We start from the raw sequence: 14,627 nt of genomic DNA, 5'->3' as shown, positions 1-14,627 counted from the left end.
ATCTAACTCAGACTTTCCTCTATCCATTTTACATATTCAGGATCTGCATTGCTAACAGGAATTGCTATTATTTCAGGCAGTTCATAGCTATGCTTTTCTTTGATTTTTTTAACCAAATTAGGAAACTTTGATTCAACAGTTTTCATAATTAGTAGATATTCATTAGTATCCTCTTTACTTCCTTTCCAAAAATATAAAGACCTTATATTAGGAACAATATTAGCACAGGCAATCAATTTTTCATCAAGTAAAAAATTAGCCAAATTATAAGCTTCTTCTGAATCTTTTGTTGTACAAAAAACTAAGATCATATTAACTCACCTCTCTCTAATTTATTAATTATCTCTGCTATTGCACCATCCGGATCACTTTTAGTTACAAAATCCGCAAACTTTTTTACCCTTTCCGAAGCATTAGGAAGAGTTATCCCTATTCCAGCAAGCTTCAACATATCTAAATCGTTATCATAATCTCCAATAGCTATAACTTCCATAGGTGATATTTTCAAAAGATGAAGCAATTTTAACATTGCTCTACCTTTTGAACAACCTTTTGGTAATATTTCTAAAAACTTATAAGAAGAGATAACAATAGTAACTTTATCGTAGAAGTATTTATTCAATCCCCTTTGAATCTCTTCAAGAATCTTTCTATCAGCCTCAATAAAAAATTTTATTACTTTACCTTCTAAAAGACTAAATATTTTATCAATTTTCCATTCCTCATAGAGCTCATCATTTATATAAAATCCAAATGAACATTTCCCTTCGTAAGTTTTTAAAAATCTCAATATCTCTTTCAAAAATTCTACTCGCAAAAACTTTCTATATATCCAATTTTCTTTAGTAGGATCATAAATACCTGCGCCATTATATAATATAACAGGTATTTTAATATTCAATAGCTCTACAAAGGGTTTAATAGAACTCCATCTTCTACCTGTTGCTATAGTAATATCTCCCCCCATCTCCCTAAATCTATTGATTGCAGATATGTTTTGATAAGAAATATTAAGGCTATCCCCAACTAAACTCCCATCAAAATCTGTAATTATAAGTTTATATCTCATCAGTAATTAATTCTCTTACATGTCTTTTTATAATAGGCTTTACAGTAAATATTTCTAATATTTCCTCTCCTCGTAATATATTACCATTATTAACCTTTACCAAAGCCTCAATAATATTATCGCTATCTTTTAATTCTATCTTTTGCACTAACCCCTTCATGTCTAAATATTTTATCTTATCTCCTCTACGTACTAAAATATAAAATTTATCTGATATTTCAAAATTTTCAATATCCCTCTTGAGACCAAGAATATCTACATGGAAAAAAGTAAGTTCATATTTTATAAAATTAATATCTAATGTTTTTGGAACCTTCATAAACCTACACGAAATAAACTTCAAATCATCAGGTAATTCCTTATTCCATTTTTCTATGATCAATTTTTCCTCTACGTTCTCAGTTAAGGCAATATCAATCCATTCCCTTTTACTTTCTACCCCAACAGGTATTGGTAAAGAAAAGGACACTAAAGGCTGGGGATTAAAGCCTTGCGAATAAGCCACAGGTAAGCCTGTTCTCCTTAGAGAACGGATAATAAATTTAGCCAAATCTAAAAAACCGATATAAGTAAGCTTCCCCTTTTTGTAATAAGATAATCTATAATAAAATTTATCCATAGCAAGCCCCACACAACTCGCAATACTTTCCCCATTCACATGGTAGAGTATCTTTTCCTGAATATGCCTTCTCTCTTTCCTTCATTAAATACTCTTTATTAACACCCACATCAATATGATCCCAAGGTAAATTTTCATTTAAATCCCTCTCTCTAAGATAATCCTTGGGGTCTACTCCTTCCTCCTCAAAAGCCTCTTTCCAATAATCTATATTCAAATAATCTTTCCAACCTTCCAATCTACTTCCCTTACTCCATGCTTTCTCTAATACCTTTGATAAATTCCTATCTCCTCTTGAGAATATAGCTTCCAAATAACTCATATTATAATCGTGAAAATCAATATCAAAAGGACCCTTCTTAAGAGCATGTAAAATCATATGTTCTCTCTCTTTTATAATTTCCTTTTCCTCAAATTTTTCCCACTGAAAAGGGGTATGAGGTTTTGGAATAAATATGGAAAAGCCAAGATGCAGATGAATTCCCTTATTTTCCTTTACTATTTGCCACATCAAATTTGTTAATTCTCTAATATCTTCATTACTCTCTGTAGGAAGACCAAGCATAAAATATAGTTTGATTCTTCTCCATCCCATAGAATATGCTGTTTTTACAGTGTTTAAAAAATCTTCAGTTTTTAATCCTTTATTAATTACTTTTCTAAGTCTCTCAGTTCCAGCTTCTATTGCAAAAGTTAGACCTGATTTCCTAACCTTTGATAATTTTTTTGAAAGATCCAAAGAGAATTTATCTGCTCTAAGAGAGGGAAGAGAAAAATTAATATAGTTTTTTGAAAACTCATCATTTAATTCATCGATCAATTCTTCTATATATGGATAATCATTACTGCTCAAAGATAAAAGACTTATCTCTTCATAACCAGTATTTTTAATAATTTCTCTTACATATTCTCTAATTTTATCTGGACTTCTATACCTTTTAGGTCTGTATACATAACCAGCTAAACAAAATCTGCAATTTCTATGACATCCTCTCATTATCTCAACTACGCCTCTGTCATGTACTACAGACTGAATTGGTACTAATGGCTTTGTAGGGAAAAAGGCATTGTCTAAATCTTTAACAATCTCCTTCTTAATTCTTTTTGGTGCCCAATCATAAATAGGATAAACCTTCTTGTCTTTAAAATCATATAAAGAGGGAATATAAATACAACCAAACTTAACTAAATTTTTATAGAGTTCCATTCTATCATTGCTATAATTTTTCCATTCTATAAATACATCTACAACCTTATCTAAAGTTTCCTCTGCCTCACCCACAAAAAATATATCGATAAAAGGAGCAATAGGCTCAGGATTCAGAACAGAAGGTCCACCTGCTATGATTAACGGATCATTTTTTCCTCTTTCCGCACTTAAAAATGGTATCCCTGCTAAGCTTAAAATTGTCAAAATTCCAGAGTAATTTAGCTCATAAGATATACTAAATCCAATCCAATCAAAATTCTTCAAAGGTACTTTTCCCTCTAAGGAGAATAATGGTATTTTATAGTATCTCAAAAGATTCTCCATATCTATATCTGGCACAAAAACTCTTTCACATAAAACATCCCTTCTTCTATTTAGTAGATGATAAATAATTTGAAAACCAAGATTTGACATACCTACCTCATAAAGATCTGGAAAGGCTAAAGCAACCTTCAATTTAATATTTGGATCTGACCAATCCTTCTTAATAACGTTGAATTCACCATTTACATATCTTCCGGGAGATTTTACATTTATTAAAATATCGTCCAAACTCCTTTTCATATTTAGCTCCTCATAGATATATTGACTAAAAAGGCAACCATAAGGATATTTGTTATTAATGAAGTTCTTGCGAAACTTACAAAAGGAAGTGGCACACCTACAATAGGAAGAACTCCTAAAACCATTCCTATATTAATAAATACTTGAATAACCCAAGAAAATAATATTCCTCCAACTATTAATTTAGGGTAAATATCATTAACACTAACATACAGTTGCCAACAATAATAAAAGAATAATAAGTAAATCATCAATAAAATTAAAGAACCAAAAAATCCAAATTCCTCCGCAATAACAGTAAATATGAAATCTGTATGCTGTTCAGGTATAAGATTAAGATGAGTTTGAGGACCTGAAAGCCACCCTTTGCCAAATAATCCTCCAGATCCAACAGCAATTAATCCTTGTAATATCTGATAACCACTCCCTAAAGGATCCTTTTCTGGATTTAAAAAGGTTATTATTCTTTGCTGTTGATAAGGCTTCAAAAAGAACCAAAAAAAAGGAAGCAACAAAATAATTACTAAACCAAACTTTATAATATATCTTCTGGGAATACCTCCAATTAGAAATAGAAATACACCCTCAAGAGCAATTATTATAGATGTACCTAAATCTGGCTGTAAAAAGACTGTCATAAAGGTAATAAACAAAAGAATACCAGATATGATAAATTCCTTAAGTCCCAATTCGTCTTTTTCTCTTTTTAATTTTGAAAAGAATCCACTAAAAAATAAAATATTAAAAAATTTTGAAAGTTCTGAAGGTTGAAAAGAAAAACCAAATATGGAAAACCATCTTTGAGCTCCTAATCTCTCATTTCCAAACAATAATACTGCTATTAACAAGAAAATATTAATTACGTATATAAATATGTAAAGCCTCTCCCAAACCCTATAAGGAAAACTCATTATAATAAGCGAAAGAATTACACCGATAATAAAAGCTACAAATTGACGTTCAACAAAAAGATAAGGAGACAAATTATTAGCTACAAGCCTACTAATAGTAGCACTATAAATACTAAATAGCCCAATCACTATTAATATTAGAGGTAAAATAATTAACCTTAATTCTTTACGTCTCATAATTCCATTTTCCAAAAGACTAGTCCAGATACAGGTTTAGGATAAAAATATGTAGACTTTTGAGGAAGCCTTTCACCTTTTATAGATAAAGCATATATAATTTCCAAAGGTATAGCAGGTAATAAAAAGGCAGAACCAAAATCTCCTAACTTGATCAAATCCTTCACTTCTTGTAAACTATGAGAAAACCTTATTAATCCTTTTTCCTGTAATTCACCTTCTTTAATTTTAAGTATTTCTTCCCATACTCCTTTTTGTAGTAGTGTGGTAGGAAGAGCCCACCACAAATTCGACTTTTCAGAAGCTTTAGAAAAATAGTTCGTTTTAGGAGTTAAACTGTATAATTTTTTACCATCATAGTAATAAATAAGTGGCTTTGCAGGATTAAAATACAAGTTTAACTTCTCTTCATCAAAATCTTCCTCACTGATAGTAAAAATTTCTTCCATATCAAAAAGGGAAATCTTTAGCTCTTTTTTCATTAATCTATGGGTTGGTAATACTTTAACGCCAGGATCATATAGATCAGTTAATAAAATTAATACATAACCAGCATTTTCGTTTTTTACCTCGTTATAATACATGTAAGAAGCTTCATATCTATGATGTCCATCCGCTATTAGAATTTTTTGGGTTTTAAAAAACTCTATAATTCTATATTGCCATTCAGCAGGTATTTTCCACAAATAGTGCTCCCTATCATCCCATCCTTTTGTCCTAAGAAAGGGATCCGTTTTATCTAATTCTTTCCAAATATTAGAGACAATCCCCTCTTTATCCTCATAGATGCCCCATATAGGCTCAAAATTAGCCTTACAATGTTTAAGCAACTCTAATCTATCCTTTTTAGGACCCTGAAAGGTTTGTTCATGGGGCATTATGTCTTCCCCAAATGGTTGCAACTTAATTAGACCGAGAATGCCAAAGGTAGATTCCTTTCTACCATTCCAGTAAAATCTCTGTTTATATAAATATAAAGCGGGTTCTTCCTTTTCTAAAATTCCTTCTTTAATCCAATTATCTAAGATTTGCGATATCTCCTGATAATTAGGTGGATTTTTATCGCCTAATGTCAAATGTATAAAATTATATGGATGAGTATTCAAAAATCTTACTTTCTCTTCTGCAGAAATAACATCATATGGTGGACAAATAACTTTATCAAGCGGAATATTTTTATTATAGTGCATTCCAGAAAATGGACGTAAATCAACCATTTATCATCCTTCCTTTCCCTTTGGTATTAAAATTTTAAAAGTAGTACCTAAGTTCAACTCACTTTCTACCTCAATTTTCCAATTATGTTTTTCAACTAATTTTTTTACTATCGCAAGTCCCAAACCACTGCTAAATCCATCCTCACTTGTTCTTGACCTTTCTACCCTGTAAAATCTATCAAAAATATAAGGTAAATCTTTCTCTGGAATCCCTACTCCTGTATCTTTTATTACTAAAACTATATTATTATCATCAAAATTAGAATAGATAAAAATTTGTTTATTTTCAGGAGTATATTTTACTGCATTTTCCAATAGATTAAATAATATAGTTTCTAAGTGTTGTGGATCCGCATAAATCTCCAATGATGATGGAACATCCAAGTGCAATTTTAACCCCTTTTTCTTAATTAAAGGATACAAACTTTCCAAAACTTTATCAATAATATCAATTAAAAATATCTTCTGTGGATTTATTTGAACGACTCCTGATTCTAATCTTGATAAATTAAGCAGATTTGTAACAAGTTTTGTCATACGCATAATTTCCTTTTTAAGATATGGGAAAAACTCATTTTGAATTTCCTCTAAAGTGATCTTCTTTTCCGAAAAAAGATCTAATAATATTTGGATTGATGTAAGAGGGGTACGAAGCTCATGAGATGCATTCGCTATAAAATCCCTATAATTTTCTTCGAGCTTTTCATATATACTTTTATCCTCTATTATTAAAAAAACTTTCCCGTCTTCTAAATATATAGATCTTATTTCTAATAGTTTCTTCTCATTGCTCCAATAGTAAATGGATATACTGTTATTTTCTTTACTTTTTAAAGTTTTTTTCACTAACTCATCAATCTCATAATCTGGAACAATTTCAAAAAGCTTTTTTCCTATTTCTACATCTTTTAGACCTAATATAACTTCTGCAGAATTATTAATGTATTCTAATTTCTCTTCCGAATCTAAAAGAATGACTCCTATTGGAATATTTTCTGCTAATATCTCCCATTTATCTTTATCTACCCTCAACTTTTGTCTCTCCCTGGAACTTATACCCCAAATTTCTAACAGTAATTATATACTTAGGTTGACTTGGATTTTCCTCTATTTTTTCTCTCAACCAACGTATATATACATCAACTGTACGAGGTTCACCCCAGAAATTCTCTCCCCAAATATGTCTTATTATATTATCCCTACTAAGGACAATGCCAGGATTAAGTAAAAATAGCTTTAAGATTTCAAATTCTCTATATGAAAGATTTACTTCTCTTCCCTTTATCTTAACAGTCCTTTTATTTAGATCCATTTCAAAAGGATAAACTTCAATCTTCTCAGTTTTTAGTATATTAGATTGATACCTTCTTAAAACAGCTTCAATTCTTGCCAAAAGTTCTTTTGCACCAAAAGGTTTTGTAATATAATCATCTGCACCAAGTTTTAAACCTATAACTTTGTCTACTTCTTCATCTTTCGCAGTAAGCATAATAATAGGAACATCACTTACTTGCCTAATCTCTTTACAAACTTCCCAACCATCTTTTTCCGGTAGTAATAAATCTAATAAAATTAGGTCAGGCTCAAAAGATCTGAATTTTTGCAGAGCCTCATTCCCAGTATATGCTGTCTCAACCTGGTAACCTTCTTTAGTTAACAAAAGGGATAAAGAGTTAACAATGCCTTTATCATCTTCAACAAGAAGAATCTTTTTCATATTTTCACCTCAAACTCCTTTGAAAATATTATTCTACCTAATCTTAACAAATTTGCCCCCTCCTCAATAGCAATTTGAAAATCTTCAGACATCCCCATAGATATATAAGGAAGATCAAGTCCTGATTCCTTCATAAATCTTTCTCTAATTTTCATTAGTCTTCTAAAAGACTCCCTAATCAAATTTTTATCAGAGGTTAAAGGACCAATAGTCATAACCCCTAAAATTTCCAAATTTTTTAATCCCATCAGTAGATCTATATTTTTAAAAAATTCTTCCTCCTTAAAACCAAATTTTGATGGCTCTCCAGACGTATTAAATTGTATCAAAATTTTAATCCTTTTTCCTAATCTCTCTCCCTCCTTGTTAAGTTCAAGAGCTAAAGGAACACTATCAACAGAATGAATTAGAGAAAAAAGTTTAACAGCCTTTTTTACCTTATTTCTTTGTAAATGCCCAACCAAATGCCATTCTATTGGCAAATCTTTAAGCTCATTTATCTTCTTTTCTGCTTCTTGTACTCTATTTTCTCCTATAAATTTAATACCTGATAAAAAGGCTTCCCTCACATAGGAAGAAGGACAGCCTTTTGCTACTGCAACAACCTCAATTTTTTCTTTGTCTCTTCCTATGCGAGAGGCTACTCTATCTATCTCCTCTTTTACTTTTTCCCAGTTTCTTTTAATATAACTTAAATCTTCTTCCATATTTCATTTATCCTCTCAAATTTTACAACTTTTAGCCATAAAATAAAAGATTCCATAGAATAGAATTTTATCAATAAGTATTTCTACTCTTCAATATTTTTCGTTTTGGAACACGGAAGAGAGATGGTATCCCCCTAATGGACACTTGGATACTAAAGTTATCTGAGTAGGAGAAGCGAAAAAAACATGGCCATTTCATTTTTATGGTATCCTTATTCAAAATACTAAGTATAAAATATCCATTTTGAATTAATTCATAATAATGTTACTAAAATAACCTACTAACTATAAGCTCGTATAGGAGATACATGCCTACTCCAGTCAAAAAAGAAACTGTTGACCTCAAAAATACACTTTTTACTATAAACTCATTACTATAAGCTAAGTTATTCAAGGTATTACCTAAAACTATTAAGATAAAAAGGATAAGCCCCCTACCAGAATCCATTGGCTCTTTAAAAACTTTACTAATAAGAAATAAAAAGGCCACAAACATTAATATTATTTCTATAGTTCTAATAATAATTTCTCTCCTGTTAATAGAGATTTTCATTTTTCACCCCCTAAAGTCCCAGAAGATAGTATATGAAGTATATTCCAGCACTTATTAGAAGATATAGTATAACTCACAGTTCTTACTATAATTTTTTGTATCTATAACATTTCCATAAAGCTGTCCCTCAACTTTTTCCAATTCTCCGTCAATTAGCTCAGAGTTTTTATTTCTTAAATTTTTTAAACATATATTTTTCAAAAGGATAAACAATGAAATCTACAATGAACACAATAACAAATGTTATTATAACTTTTATCAAAAATCTCTGAAAAGAGGTTATTGAAAAATCTCTATTTTTTATAAAAGGTATTAAATCCATTAATACAAAAATTACTAAAAACCATACTATAACTCTGATTAAGCTAAAATTCTCAACATAACCTTTCCACCATCTTAACATACATAATCCCCCCTTAAATTGTAATTACTACTTAGAAGTAGTATTCTTAATGCAATTTTCCAAATTCTCTCAAATCCCAATTCTATTTTCTATATAATACACTGAGAAAATAGATGCTAGCATAGGAATATTAAAGAGAATGAGGCAATTTTAAGCATAAAACTCAGCCTCTTCTTATATAAATAAAACCAATATTTCTATCTTTTGTTTTATCTCTTCTATAGGAATAAAAATTTAAATTGCATTTTGTACATATTCCTGAAAGATCTACATTCTCTTTTGGTATGTTTAGATCCCAAAATTGGGAAGTTATAAAGCTTGGTAGATCAAAATAAAAACTATTTTCTCTCTCTTCCAAATATTTCTTATCTTCTTCAGATAATTTTTCTATGAAATCTTCCTTAACCTGAAAACAACAATTTTGAATTCCTGGACCTACCGCCAAATAGATTTCATTAGGATGTAAATCATATTGTGTTAACATTTCTTGAACTACTTTAAAAGGTAATCTTTTCAAAGCTCCTCGCCATCCTGAGTGTATTAATCCTACCAAGGGAATTTTTGGAGAATATACATAAATAGGGAAACAGTCCGCAAAAAACATTACTATAATTCTTCCCTTTTCAGATGTTAACAAAGCATCTGTTTTATGTACAATCTTAGGAAATATTAAATTCTTTTTATCATCAATATAACGAAAACTATCTCCATGTATTTGCTCTGCAAACACCCAATTCCTAAAAGGAATTTTTGTAAATCTATAAAAAAGAATAGCGGACTTCATATTTTTAAAATTAAGAGATAAATTGAAAGATAAAGGAGCTGAAACAAAACCATGGGATACTTCTGGAAATCTATTAAGTAATTCTGAAGCCCAAAAATTATTTCTCAACATACTCCACAGGCTTTGCACCCCTCAAAGCATTTATGAGTGATTTTTCCTTGATATGCCTTTTCCCTTTCTCTCCAAAGATACTCCTTTTTAACACCGATATCTATCACATTCCACGGGAAAAATTCATCTTTATCTCTTTCTCTAAATAAATAAAACTCTATTAATTCTTTAAAGTTTTTATAAATCTTTTTAGAATTGTATAAATAATTCCAAATTATTGATATTCTCCTATCACCCCTACTAATAAGTCCCTGAACTAAACTTGAATACACATCTTCATGTTCAATTTTTATATTTCTTTTTCCTGAGAACTTATCCGACAAATATTTATAGGCAGTTATATAATAATCAACATCTTGCATTTTCTCCCATTGAAATGGAGTATGAGGTTTTGGAACAAAAGGAGAAATACTAATTGATACATGAGTTTTGCTTAATATACTACTAATTTCATCCACTAATTTGTAAATTTCCTCCAAATCTTTTGAGGTTTCTGTAGGCAATCCAATCATGAAATATAGTTTTAAATTTTTAATATGAAAATCTTTTAATTTTCCTACAAAATTTATTATATCTTCGTTAGAAAAATTTTTATTAATCACACTCCTTAACCTATCACTTCCAGTTTCAGGAGCAATAGTTAATGTTTTTTGCTTCGAATGAGTTATTATCTCTAAAATATTATCATCAATTTGATCTAATCTCAAAGAAGATAAAGACAGTAAAATTTCATTATCCTCTATAAAACTTTTTAAATCATTCCAAGGTATACTCTTATCTATAGAAGGAAGAATAAGACCTATTCTAACATTATCACTAAAATATTTTGTTATTTCAAACATGTTAGTTAAAATATCCTTCCTTCTAAATGGTCTATAAAAGTATCCTGCAAGACAAAATCTACATTGATGAATGCAACCCCTAACTCCCTCCAATAAAACCATGTTTGGAAAAACAGATTTAGGACTTGTAATACAGGAAAAAGAAACTAAGGAGGAGAAATTTTTGCTAACTCTTTTCTTAATAGGTAATCTTTGTAAAGACTCATATTTTAAGATCTTCCCATCATTACCATAGAAAGGAGTACTAAATCTTGGTATATAAACTCCTTCAAGAGAAGAAACTTTTTCTAAAAAAGTAATTTTGTCCCAATTTTTTTCTTTCTTTAAAATCAAATACTCAGAAAATTCTTTAATGAAATCTTCTGCTTCACCTATAAAAATTAAATCAAAAACTTCAGCAAGAGGCTCGGGATTTGAGCTTATTGCAATTCCTCCTGCCATAATTAAAGGATAATTTTCGTCTCTATCTTTAGAAAAAATCGGGACCTTTTCTAAGTTTAAAATTCTAATAACATTGAAATAATCCATCTCAAAACTCAATGAGAATGCCCAGATATCGAAGTCAATTGCAGGTCTTTGGGTTTCTATGGAGTAAAGAGGAAAACTTGTATTTTTGGGAAATTCATCGGGAATATAAGCCCTCTCACATAAGATCCCTTTTTGGTCATTGAAGTATTTATATACACTTAAATATCCAAGATTTCCTAATGACAAAGAGTATCTATTAGGAAAAATCAAAAGTATACTAACATCTCCGCCTTTTTTCGACAGTTTATATCCTTTTTCTTGCTCTTTTAACTCTTTAATCTGCTTTATAAAGTACCAATTCAACGTTTATCTTTTGGATTGTTTTGCTGTTTTAATAGGAATGGAGGTAATTCAAAATCTCCAACCAAATGAGCATAATTCTGCTCAATCTCCTTTTTATTTACCTCCTTAAATACCTCGTTCTGTTCAAACCCAGTAGCCACAATAGTAACTTTCATTGCTCCTTCCATCTCGTCATTTGCTACTAAACCAAATTTTACATTTGCTTCCGGATCAGCATTTTGAATAATCATTTCTGCAAGCTCATTTATCTCATTCATATTAAAATCTTTCCCACAGGTTATGTTAAATATTACCCCTTTAGCACCATTTATAGAAATATCAAGAATAGGACTGTTTAAAGCCATTTTTGCAGCTTCCTTTGCTCTATTTTCACCTTTTCCAACACCTATCCCTAAATAGGCAGTACCAGCCTTACTCATTATAGATTTTAAATCATTGAAGTCTATATTAATTATACCTGTACCATTAACAATTTCGGAAACTCCCTGTACTGCTTGTCTCAAAACATCATCTGCTAATTTAAAGGCTTCTAAAACAGGAAGATTTCTATCTGAAAGCTGTAACAGTTTATCATTATTAATTATAATTACAGAGTCTACTTTTTCTTTAAGTCTCTCAACACCTTCTTTTGCTGTTGCTCTCTTCTTTCTAAGCTCAAAAGAAAAAGGTAATGTTACTACTGCAACAACTAAATCTGCACACTCTCTTGCAATATCCGCAATAACAGGAGAAGCTCCTGTTCCAGTACCTCCTCCCATTCCAGCTGTAATAAAAACCATATCCGCACCTTGTAAATATTCCCTAATTATCTCCTCGCTTTCCAATGCTGCTTTCTCTGCAATTTTAGGATCTCCTCCAGCTCCTAATCCTTTTGTGAGCTCAGCCCCAATTTGTATTTTTATAGGTGCTTTACTTGTTTGCAGTACAGCCACATCAGTATTAACTGCAATAAACTCCACCCCATGAACACCAGCATCAATCATTCTGTTAATAGCATTTCCTCCAGCTCCCCCAACTCCAACCACTTTTATTACCGGTATCTTTTTCATATTTATATCTTGAGACTCTAAAAGTTTTTGTGACAACAATTTTGACTCCCCCTTTCAACTTCTTAAGACTCAGTAAAGGGTCTAAAAAACCCCATAAATTTTTCTTTTAAAGATGTAAACCAAGGTTGCTTTTTATCATAAATTTTCATATCTTTTTTAATCCTTAAAAGAGCACCCATAGCTACTGTAAAAAAATATGCATCATTTCCTCTCATATAAGAGGTAAGAATACTCGGACATCTTCTTTTCACAGGTATTTTTAAAAAGTTTGAAGCAAATTCTTCAATCCCATCTAATAAGGCAGTACCACCTGTAATTATTAATCCTCCTGGTAGTAAATCTAAGGGATAACTTAATTCTTGAAACTTCCTATCTATATAGTACAAGATTTGCTCTACTCTCGGTTGTATTATCTCTTTTAATTGATTAGAATTAATAGTTACCTTGTCTCCCTGCAAAGTAGTTACCTCTAATGATTTATTAACATCTTTAAGGGATCCAATTAGTATTTTCGCTTTTTCTGCCTCTTCAGGTTTTAATCTTAATCCTATTGCAATATCCTTCGTTATTCTTTCCCCTCCTAATCTTAAAACTCCTGTAGAAATAAGACTACCTTCCTTATATACTGCTAAATGACTTAAATCTCCACCTATATCAGCCAAAGCCACACCTAAGTTCATTTCGTCTTCTGTTAGTATAGCCTCTGATAGAGCTACTTCTTTTGGTATAAACCCTTCAATATAGAGATTTGCCCTTTGCATTACATTTATTACATTTCTTATTTGAGATACATCATGGGTTATTAGTATAACATCTGCTTCTAATCTTGTTCCTGTAAGCCCTACAGGATTTTCTATATTATTTTGTCCATCAACTCGAAACTCTTTCTTTAATGCATATATTATCTCTTTATTTGGAGGAAGTAAAGTGGTTTTTGCAGTTTCAATTACTCTTTCCACATCTTTACTTGTAATTTCTTGATTTTTATTTTTTATTATTACAACCCCTTTGCTCTGTATGGGAACTGTACTTTCATTTCCAATAGCTACAACCACCCTTGGAGATACTTTTTTCCCTAACATTTTTTCCGCTCTTTCGACTGCCTCAGAAACACATGAGCTCGCACTATTCATATCTACTATATTTCCAAATTGAATCCCCTGAGAAGGAACAATGGAGTATCCTAATATCTCTATCTCCTTCTCTATATTACCTATTATTGCAGCAATCTTCGAAGAACCTAAATCCAAGGCTAAAAAAATATCGGACATTCAATTTATCCCCTAATCACAGGAATACTAAATCTAAAATCAAAATACTTAGCATTTAACTCCTTAAATAGGGTTTTGAAATCTTTCAAATTTTCTTTATAATTCTTGTAATCAAATAAGATTCTCTTATCATCAGAGTAAACCACAAAATATTTTGAAAAAAGCTCAACCTCCTTTATATTTATAGAACCAAAGCTTTTAATTAATAGAACAATATCCTTTATGGGCAAATTATTATAATCCTTTACTGTAATCGTATTGTCATGCCTTTTAATATTCTTCATGATCATGCACTTTTGACTTATAAAATATTCTTTACTTTTTGATAGAATATGAATCCAAGTATATTCTTCTTCCCAGCTCACTTTTAAGGACCAAGGATATCTTTTAATACTCTTTATAATAAAACCTTTCTCGATAAAAATTTTTTCTAACTCTTGCGAATTAATACGAATCATAAATTTTCTATAAAATTTGTCCTTAACAATCTTATAAACATTCTCATTATAAGGATCAATCCTTACATATAATATAAATCCCATCGAAATTATTATTAGAAATATAAAAAAACATAAAAACTTTTTCATAAATC

At 30.4% G+C, this 14,627-nt stretch carries 16 protein-coding genes; all 16 read right to left on the bottom strand.

Annotated features, from left to right (window positions below; all coding sequences use genetic code 11):
• Positions 1-2: 2 nt before the first annotated feature.
• Positions 3-311: a divalent-cation tolerance protein CutA gene (locus tag CBR30_05350; protein PMQ01608.1), complete on the bottom strand. Its 309-nt coding sequence runs from the start codon at positions 309-311 to the stop codon at positions 3-5.
• Positions 308-1,069 carry a phosphatase gene (locus CBR30_05345; GenBank protein ID PMQ01607.1) on the bottom strand — a complete coding sequence of 254 codons (762 nt, stop codon included), beginning with the start codon at positions 1,067-1,069 and terminating at the stop codon, positions 308-310. The genes CBR30_05350 and CBR30_05345 overlap by 4 nt, the downstream gene beginning before the upstream one ends.
• The gene (locus CBR30_05340) at positions 1,059-1,688 is read right to left on the bottom strand and encodes a radical SAM protein (GenBank protein PMQ01606.1); all 630 of its coding nucleotides are present in this window, start codon (positions 1,686-1,688) and stop codon (positions 1,059-1,061) included. Before CBR30_05340 ends, CBR30_05345 begins: the two co-directional genes overlap by 11 nt.
• The gene (locus tag CBR30_05335) at positions 1,681-3,462 is read right to left on the bottom strand and encodes a B12-binding domain-containing radical SAM protein (GenBank protein PMQ01605.1); all 1,782 of its coding nucleotides are present in this window, start codon (positions 3,460-3,462) and stop codon (positions 1,681-1,683) included. The genes CBR30_05340 and CBR30_05335 overlap by 8 nt, the downstream gene beginning before the upstream one ends.
• A 2-nt stretch (positions 3,463-3,464) precedes the next feature.
• The gene (locus CBR30_05330; protein ID PMQ01604.1) at positions 3,465-4,550 is read right to left on the bottom strand and encodes a rod shape-determining protein RodA; all 1,086 of its coding nucleotides are present in this window, start codon (positions 4,548-4,550) and stop codon (positions 3,465-3,467) included.
• Positions 4,547-5,767, bottom strand: a complete 1,221-nt coding sequence (locus CBR30_05325; GenBank protein PMQ01603.1) for a hypothetical protein — start codon at positions 5,765-5,767, stop codon at positions 4,547-4,549. The genes CBR30_05330 and CBR30_05325 overlap by 4 nt, the downstream gene beginning before the upstream one ends.
• 3 nt (positions 5,768-5,770) lie before the next feature.
• A complete protein-coding gene (locus CBR30_05320) occupies positions 5,771-6,799 on the bottom strand; it encodes a histidine kinase (protein ID PMQ01602.1) in 1,029 nt (342 codons plus the stop codon).
• Positions 6,786-7,484, bottom strand: a complete 699-nt coding sequence (locus CBR30_05315) for a DNA-binding response regulator (GenBank protein ID PMQ01601.1) — start codon at positions 7,482-7,484, stop codon at positions 6,786-6,788. The genes CBR30_05320 and CBR30_05315 overlap by 14 nt, the downstream gene beginning before the upstream one ends.
• Positions 7,481-8,191 carry a YggS family pyridoxal phosphate-dependent enzyme gene (locus tag CBR30_05310; protein PMQ01600.1) on the bottom strand — a complete coding sequence of 237 codons (711 nt, stop codon included), beginning with the start codon at positions 8,189-8,191 and terminating at the stop codon, positions 7,481-7,483. Before CBR30_05310 ends, CBR30_05315 begins: the two co-directional genes overlap by 4 nt.
• A gap of 268 nt (positions 8,192-8,459) precedes the next feature.
• Entirely contained in the window at positions 8,460-8,744 is a 285-nt protein-coding gene (locus CBR30_05305) for a hypothetical protein (GenBank protein PMQ01599.1), read from the bottom strand.
• Between the two features lie 166 nt (positions 8,745-8,910).
• Positions 8,911-9,147, bottom strand: coding sequence for a hypothetical protein (locus CBR30_05300; GenBank protein ID PMQ01598.1), 237 nt, complete (start codon positions 9,145-9,147; stop codon positions 8,911-8,913).
• A 163-nt stretch (positions 9,148-9,310) separates the two neighbouring features.
• Positions 9,311-10,042 carry a hypothetical protein gene (locus CBR30_05295; protein PMQ01597.1) on the bottom strand — a complete coding sequence of 244 codons (732 nt, stop codon included), beginning with the start codon at positions 10,040-10,042 and terminating at the stop codon, positions 9,311-9,313.
• Entirely contained in the window at positions 10,036-11,715 is a 1,680-nt protein-coding gene (locus CBR30_05290) for a radical SAM protein (GenBank protein ID PMQ01596.1), read from the bottom strand. The genes CBR30_05295 and CBR30_05290 overlap by 7 nt, the downstream gene beginning before the upstream one ends.
• Positions 11,712-12,764, bottom strand: a complete 1,053-nt coding sequence (locus tag CBR30_05285; GenBank protein ID PMQ01624.1) for a cell division protein FtsZ — start codon at positions 12,762-12,764, stop codon at positions 11,712-11,714. Before CBR30_05285 ends, CBR30_05290 begins: the two co-directional genes overlap by 4 nt.
• A 62-nt stretch (positions 12,765-12,826) precedes the next feature.
• On the bottom strand, positions 12,827-14,035 hold the full coding sequence (gene ftsA / locus CBR30_05280) for a cell division protein FtsA (GenBank protein ID PMQ01595.1): 1,209 nt from the start codon (positions 14,033-14,035) through the stop codon (positions 12,827-12,829).
• A gap of 5 nt (positions 14,036-14,040) precedes the next feature.
• Entirely contained in the window at positions 14,041-14,622 is a 582-nt protein-coding gene (locus CBR30_05275) for a hypothetical protein (protein ID PMQ01594.1), read from the bottom strand.
• Positions 14,623-14,627: the final 5 nt, after the last annotated feature.

The sequence above is a fragment of the Dictyoglomus sp. NZ13-RE01 genome (genome assembly GCA_002878375.1).
Classification (GTDB): domain Bacteria; phylum Dictyoglomota; class Dictyoglomia; order Dictyoglomales; family Dictyoglomaceae; genus NZ13-RE01.
This window is presented reverse-complemented; position numbering and strand designations above follow the sequence as displayed.

Bases quoted from the DNA above. Each gene is read 5' to 3' on its own strand.
- CBR30_05330 (PMQ01604.1), bottom strand. From the start codon at position 4,550: ATGAGACGTAAAGAATTAAGGTTAATTATTTTACCTCTAATATTAATA.
- CBR30_05350 (PMQ01608.1), bottom strand. From the start codon at position 311: ATGATCTTAGTTTTTTGTACAACAAAAGATTCAGAAGAAGCTTATAAT.
- CBR30_05285 (PMQ01624.1), bottom strand. From the start codon at position 12,764: ATGAAAAAGATACCGGTAATAAAAGTGGTTGGAGTTGGGGGAGCTGGA.
- CBR30_05335 (PMQ01605.1), bottom strand. From the start codon at position 3,462: ATGAAAAGGAGTTTGGACGATATTTTAATAAATGTAAAATCTCCCGGA.
- CBR30_05310 (PMQ01600.1), bottom strand. From the start codon at position 8,191: ATGGAAGAAGATTTAAGTTATATTAAAAGAAACTGGGAAAAAGTAAAA.
- CBR30_05275 (PMQ01594.1), bottom strand. From the start codon at position 14,622: ATGAAAAAGTTTTTATGTTTTTTTATATTTCTAATAATAATTTCGATG.
- CBR30_05295 (PMQ01597.1), bottom strand. From the start codon at position 10,042: ATGTTGAGAAATAATTTTTGGGCTTCAGAATTACTTAATAGATTTCCA.
- CBR30_05305 (PMQ01599.1), bottom strand. From the start codon at position 8,744: ATGAAAATCTCTATTAACAGGAGAGAAATTATTATTAGAACTATAGAA.
- CBR30_05300 (PMQ01598.1), bottom strand. From the start codon at position 9,147: ATGTTAAGATGGTGGAAAGGTTATGTTGAGAATTTTAGCTTAATCAGA.
- ftsA (PMQ01595.1), bottom strand. From the start codon at position 14,035: ATGTCCGATATTTTTTTAGCCTTGGATTTAGGTTCTTCGAAGATTGCT.
- CBR30_05325 (PMQ01603.1), bottom strand. From the start codon at position 5,767: ATGGTTGATTTACGTCCATTTTCTGGAATGCACTATAATAAAAATATT.
- CBR30_05315 (PMQ01601.1), bottom strand. From the start codon at position 7,484: ATGAAAAAGATTCTTCTTGTTGAAGATGATAAAGGCATTGTTAACTCT.
- CBR30_05340 (PMQ01606.1), bottom strand. From the start codon at position 1,688: ATGGATAAATTTTATTATAGATTATCTTATTACAAAAAGGGGAAGCTT.
- CBR30_05345 (PMQ01607.1), bottom strand. From the start codon at position 1,069: ATGAGATATAAACTTATAATTACAGATTTTGATGGGAGTTTAGTTGGG.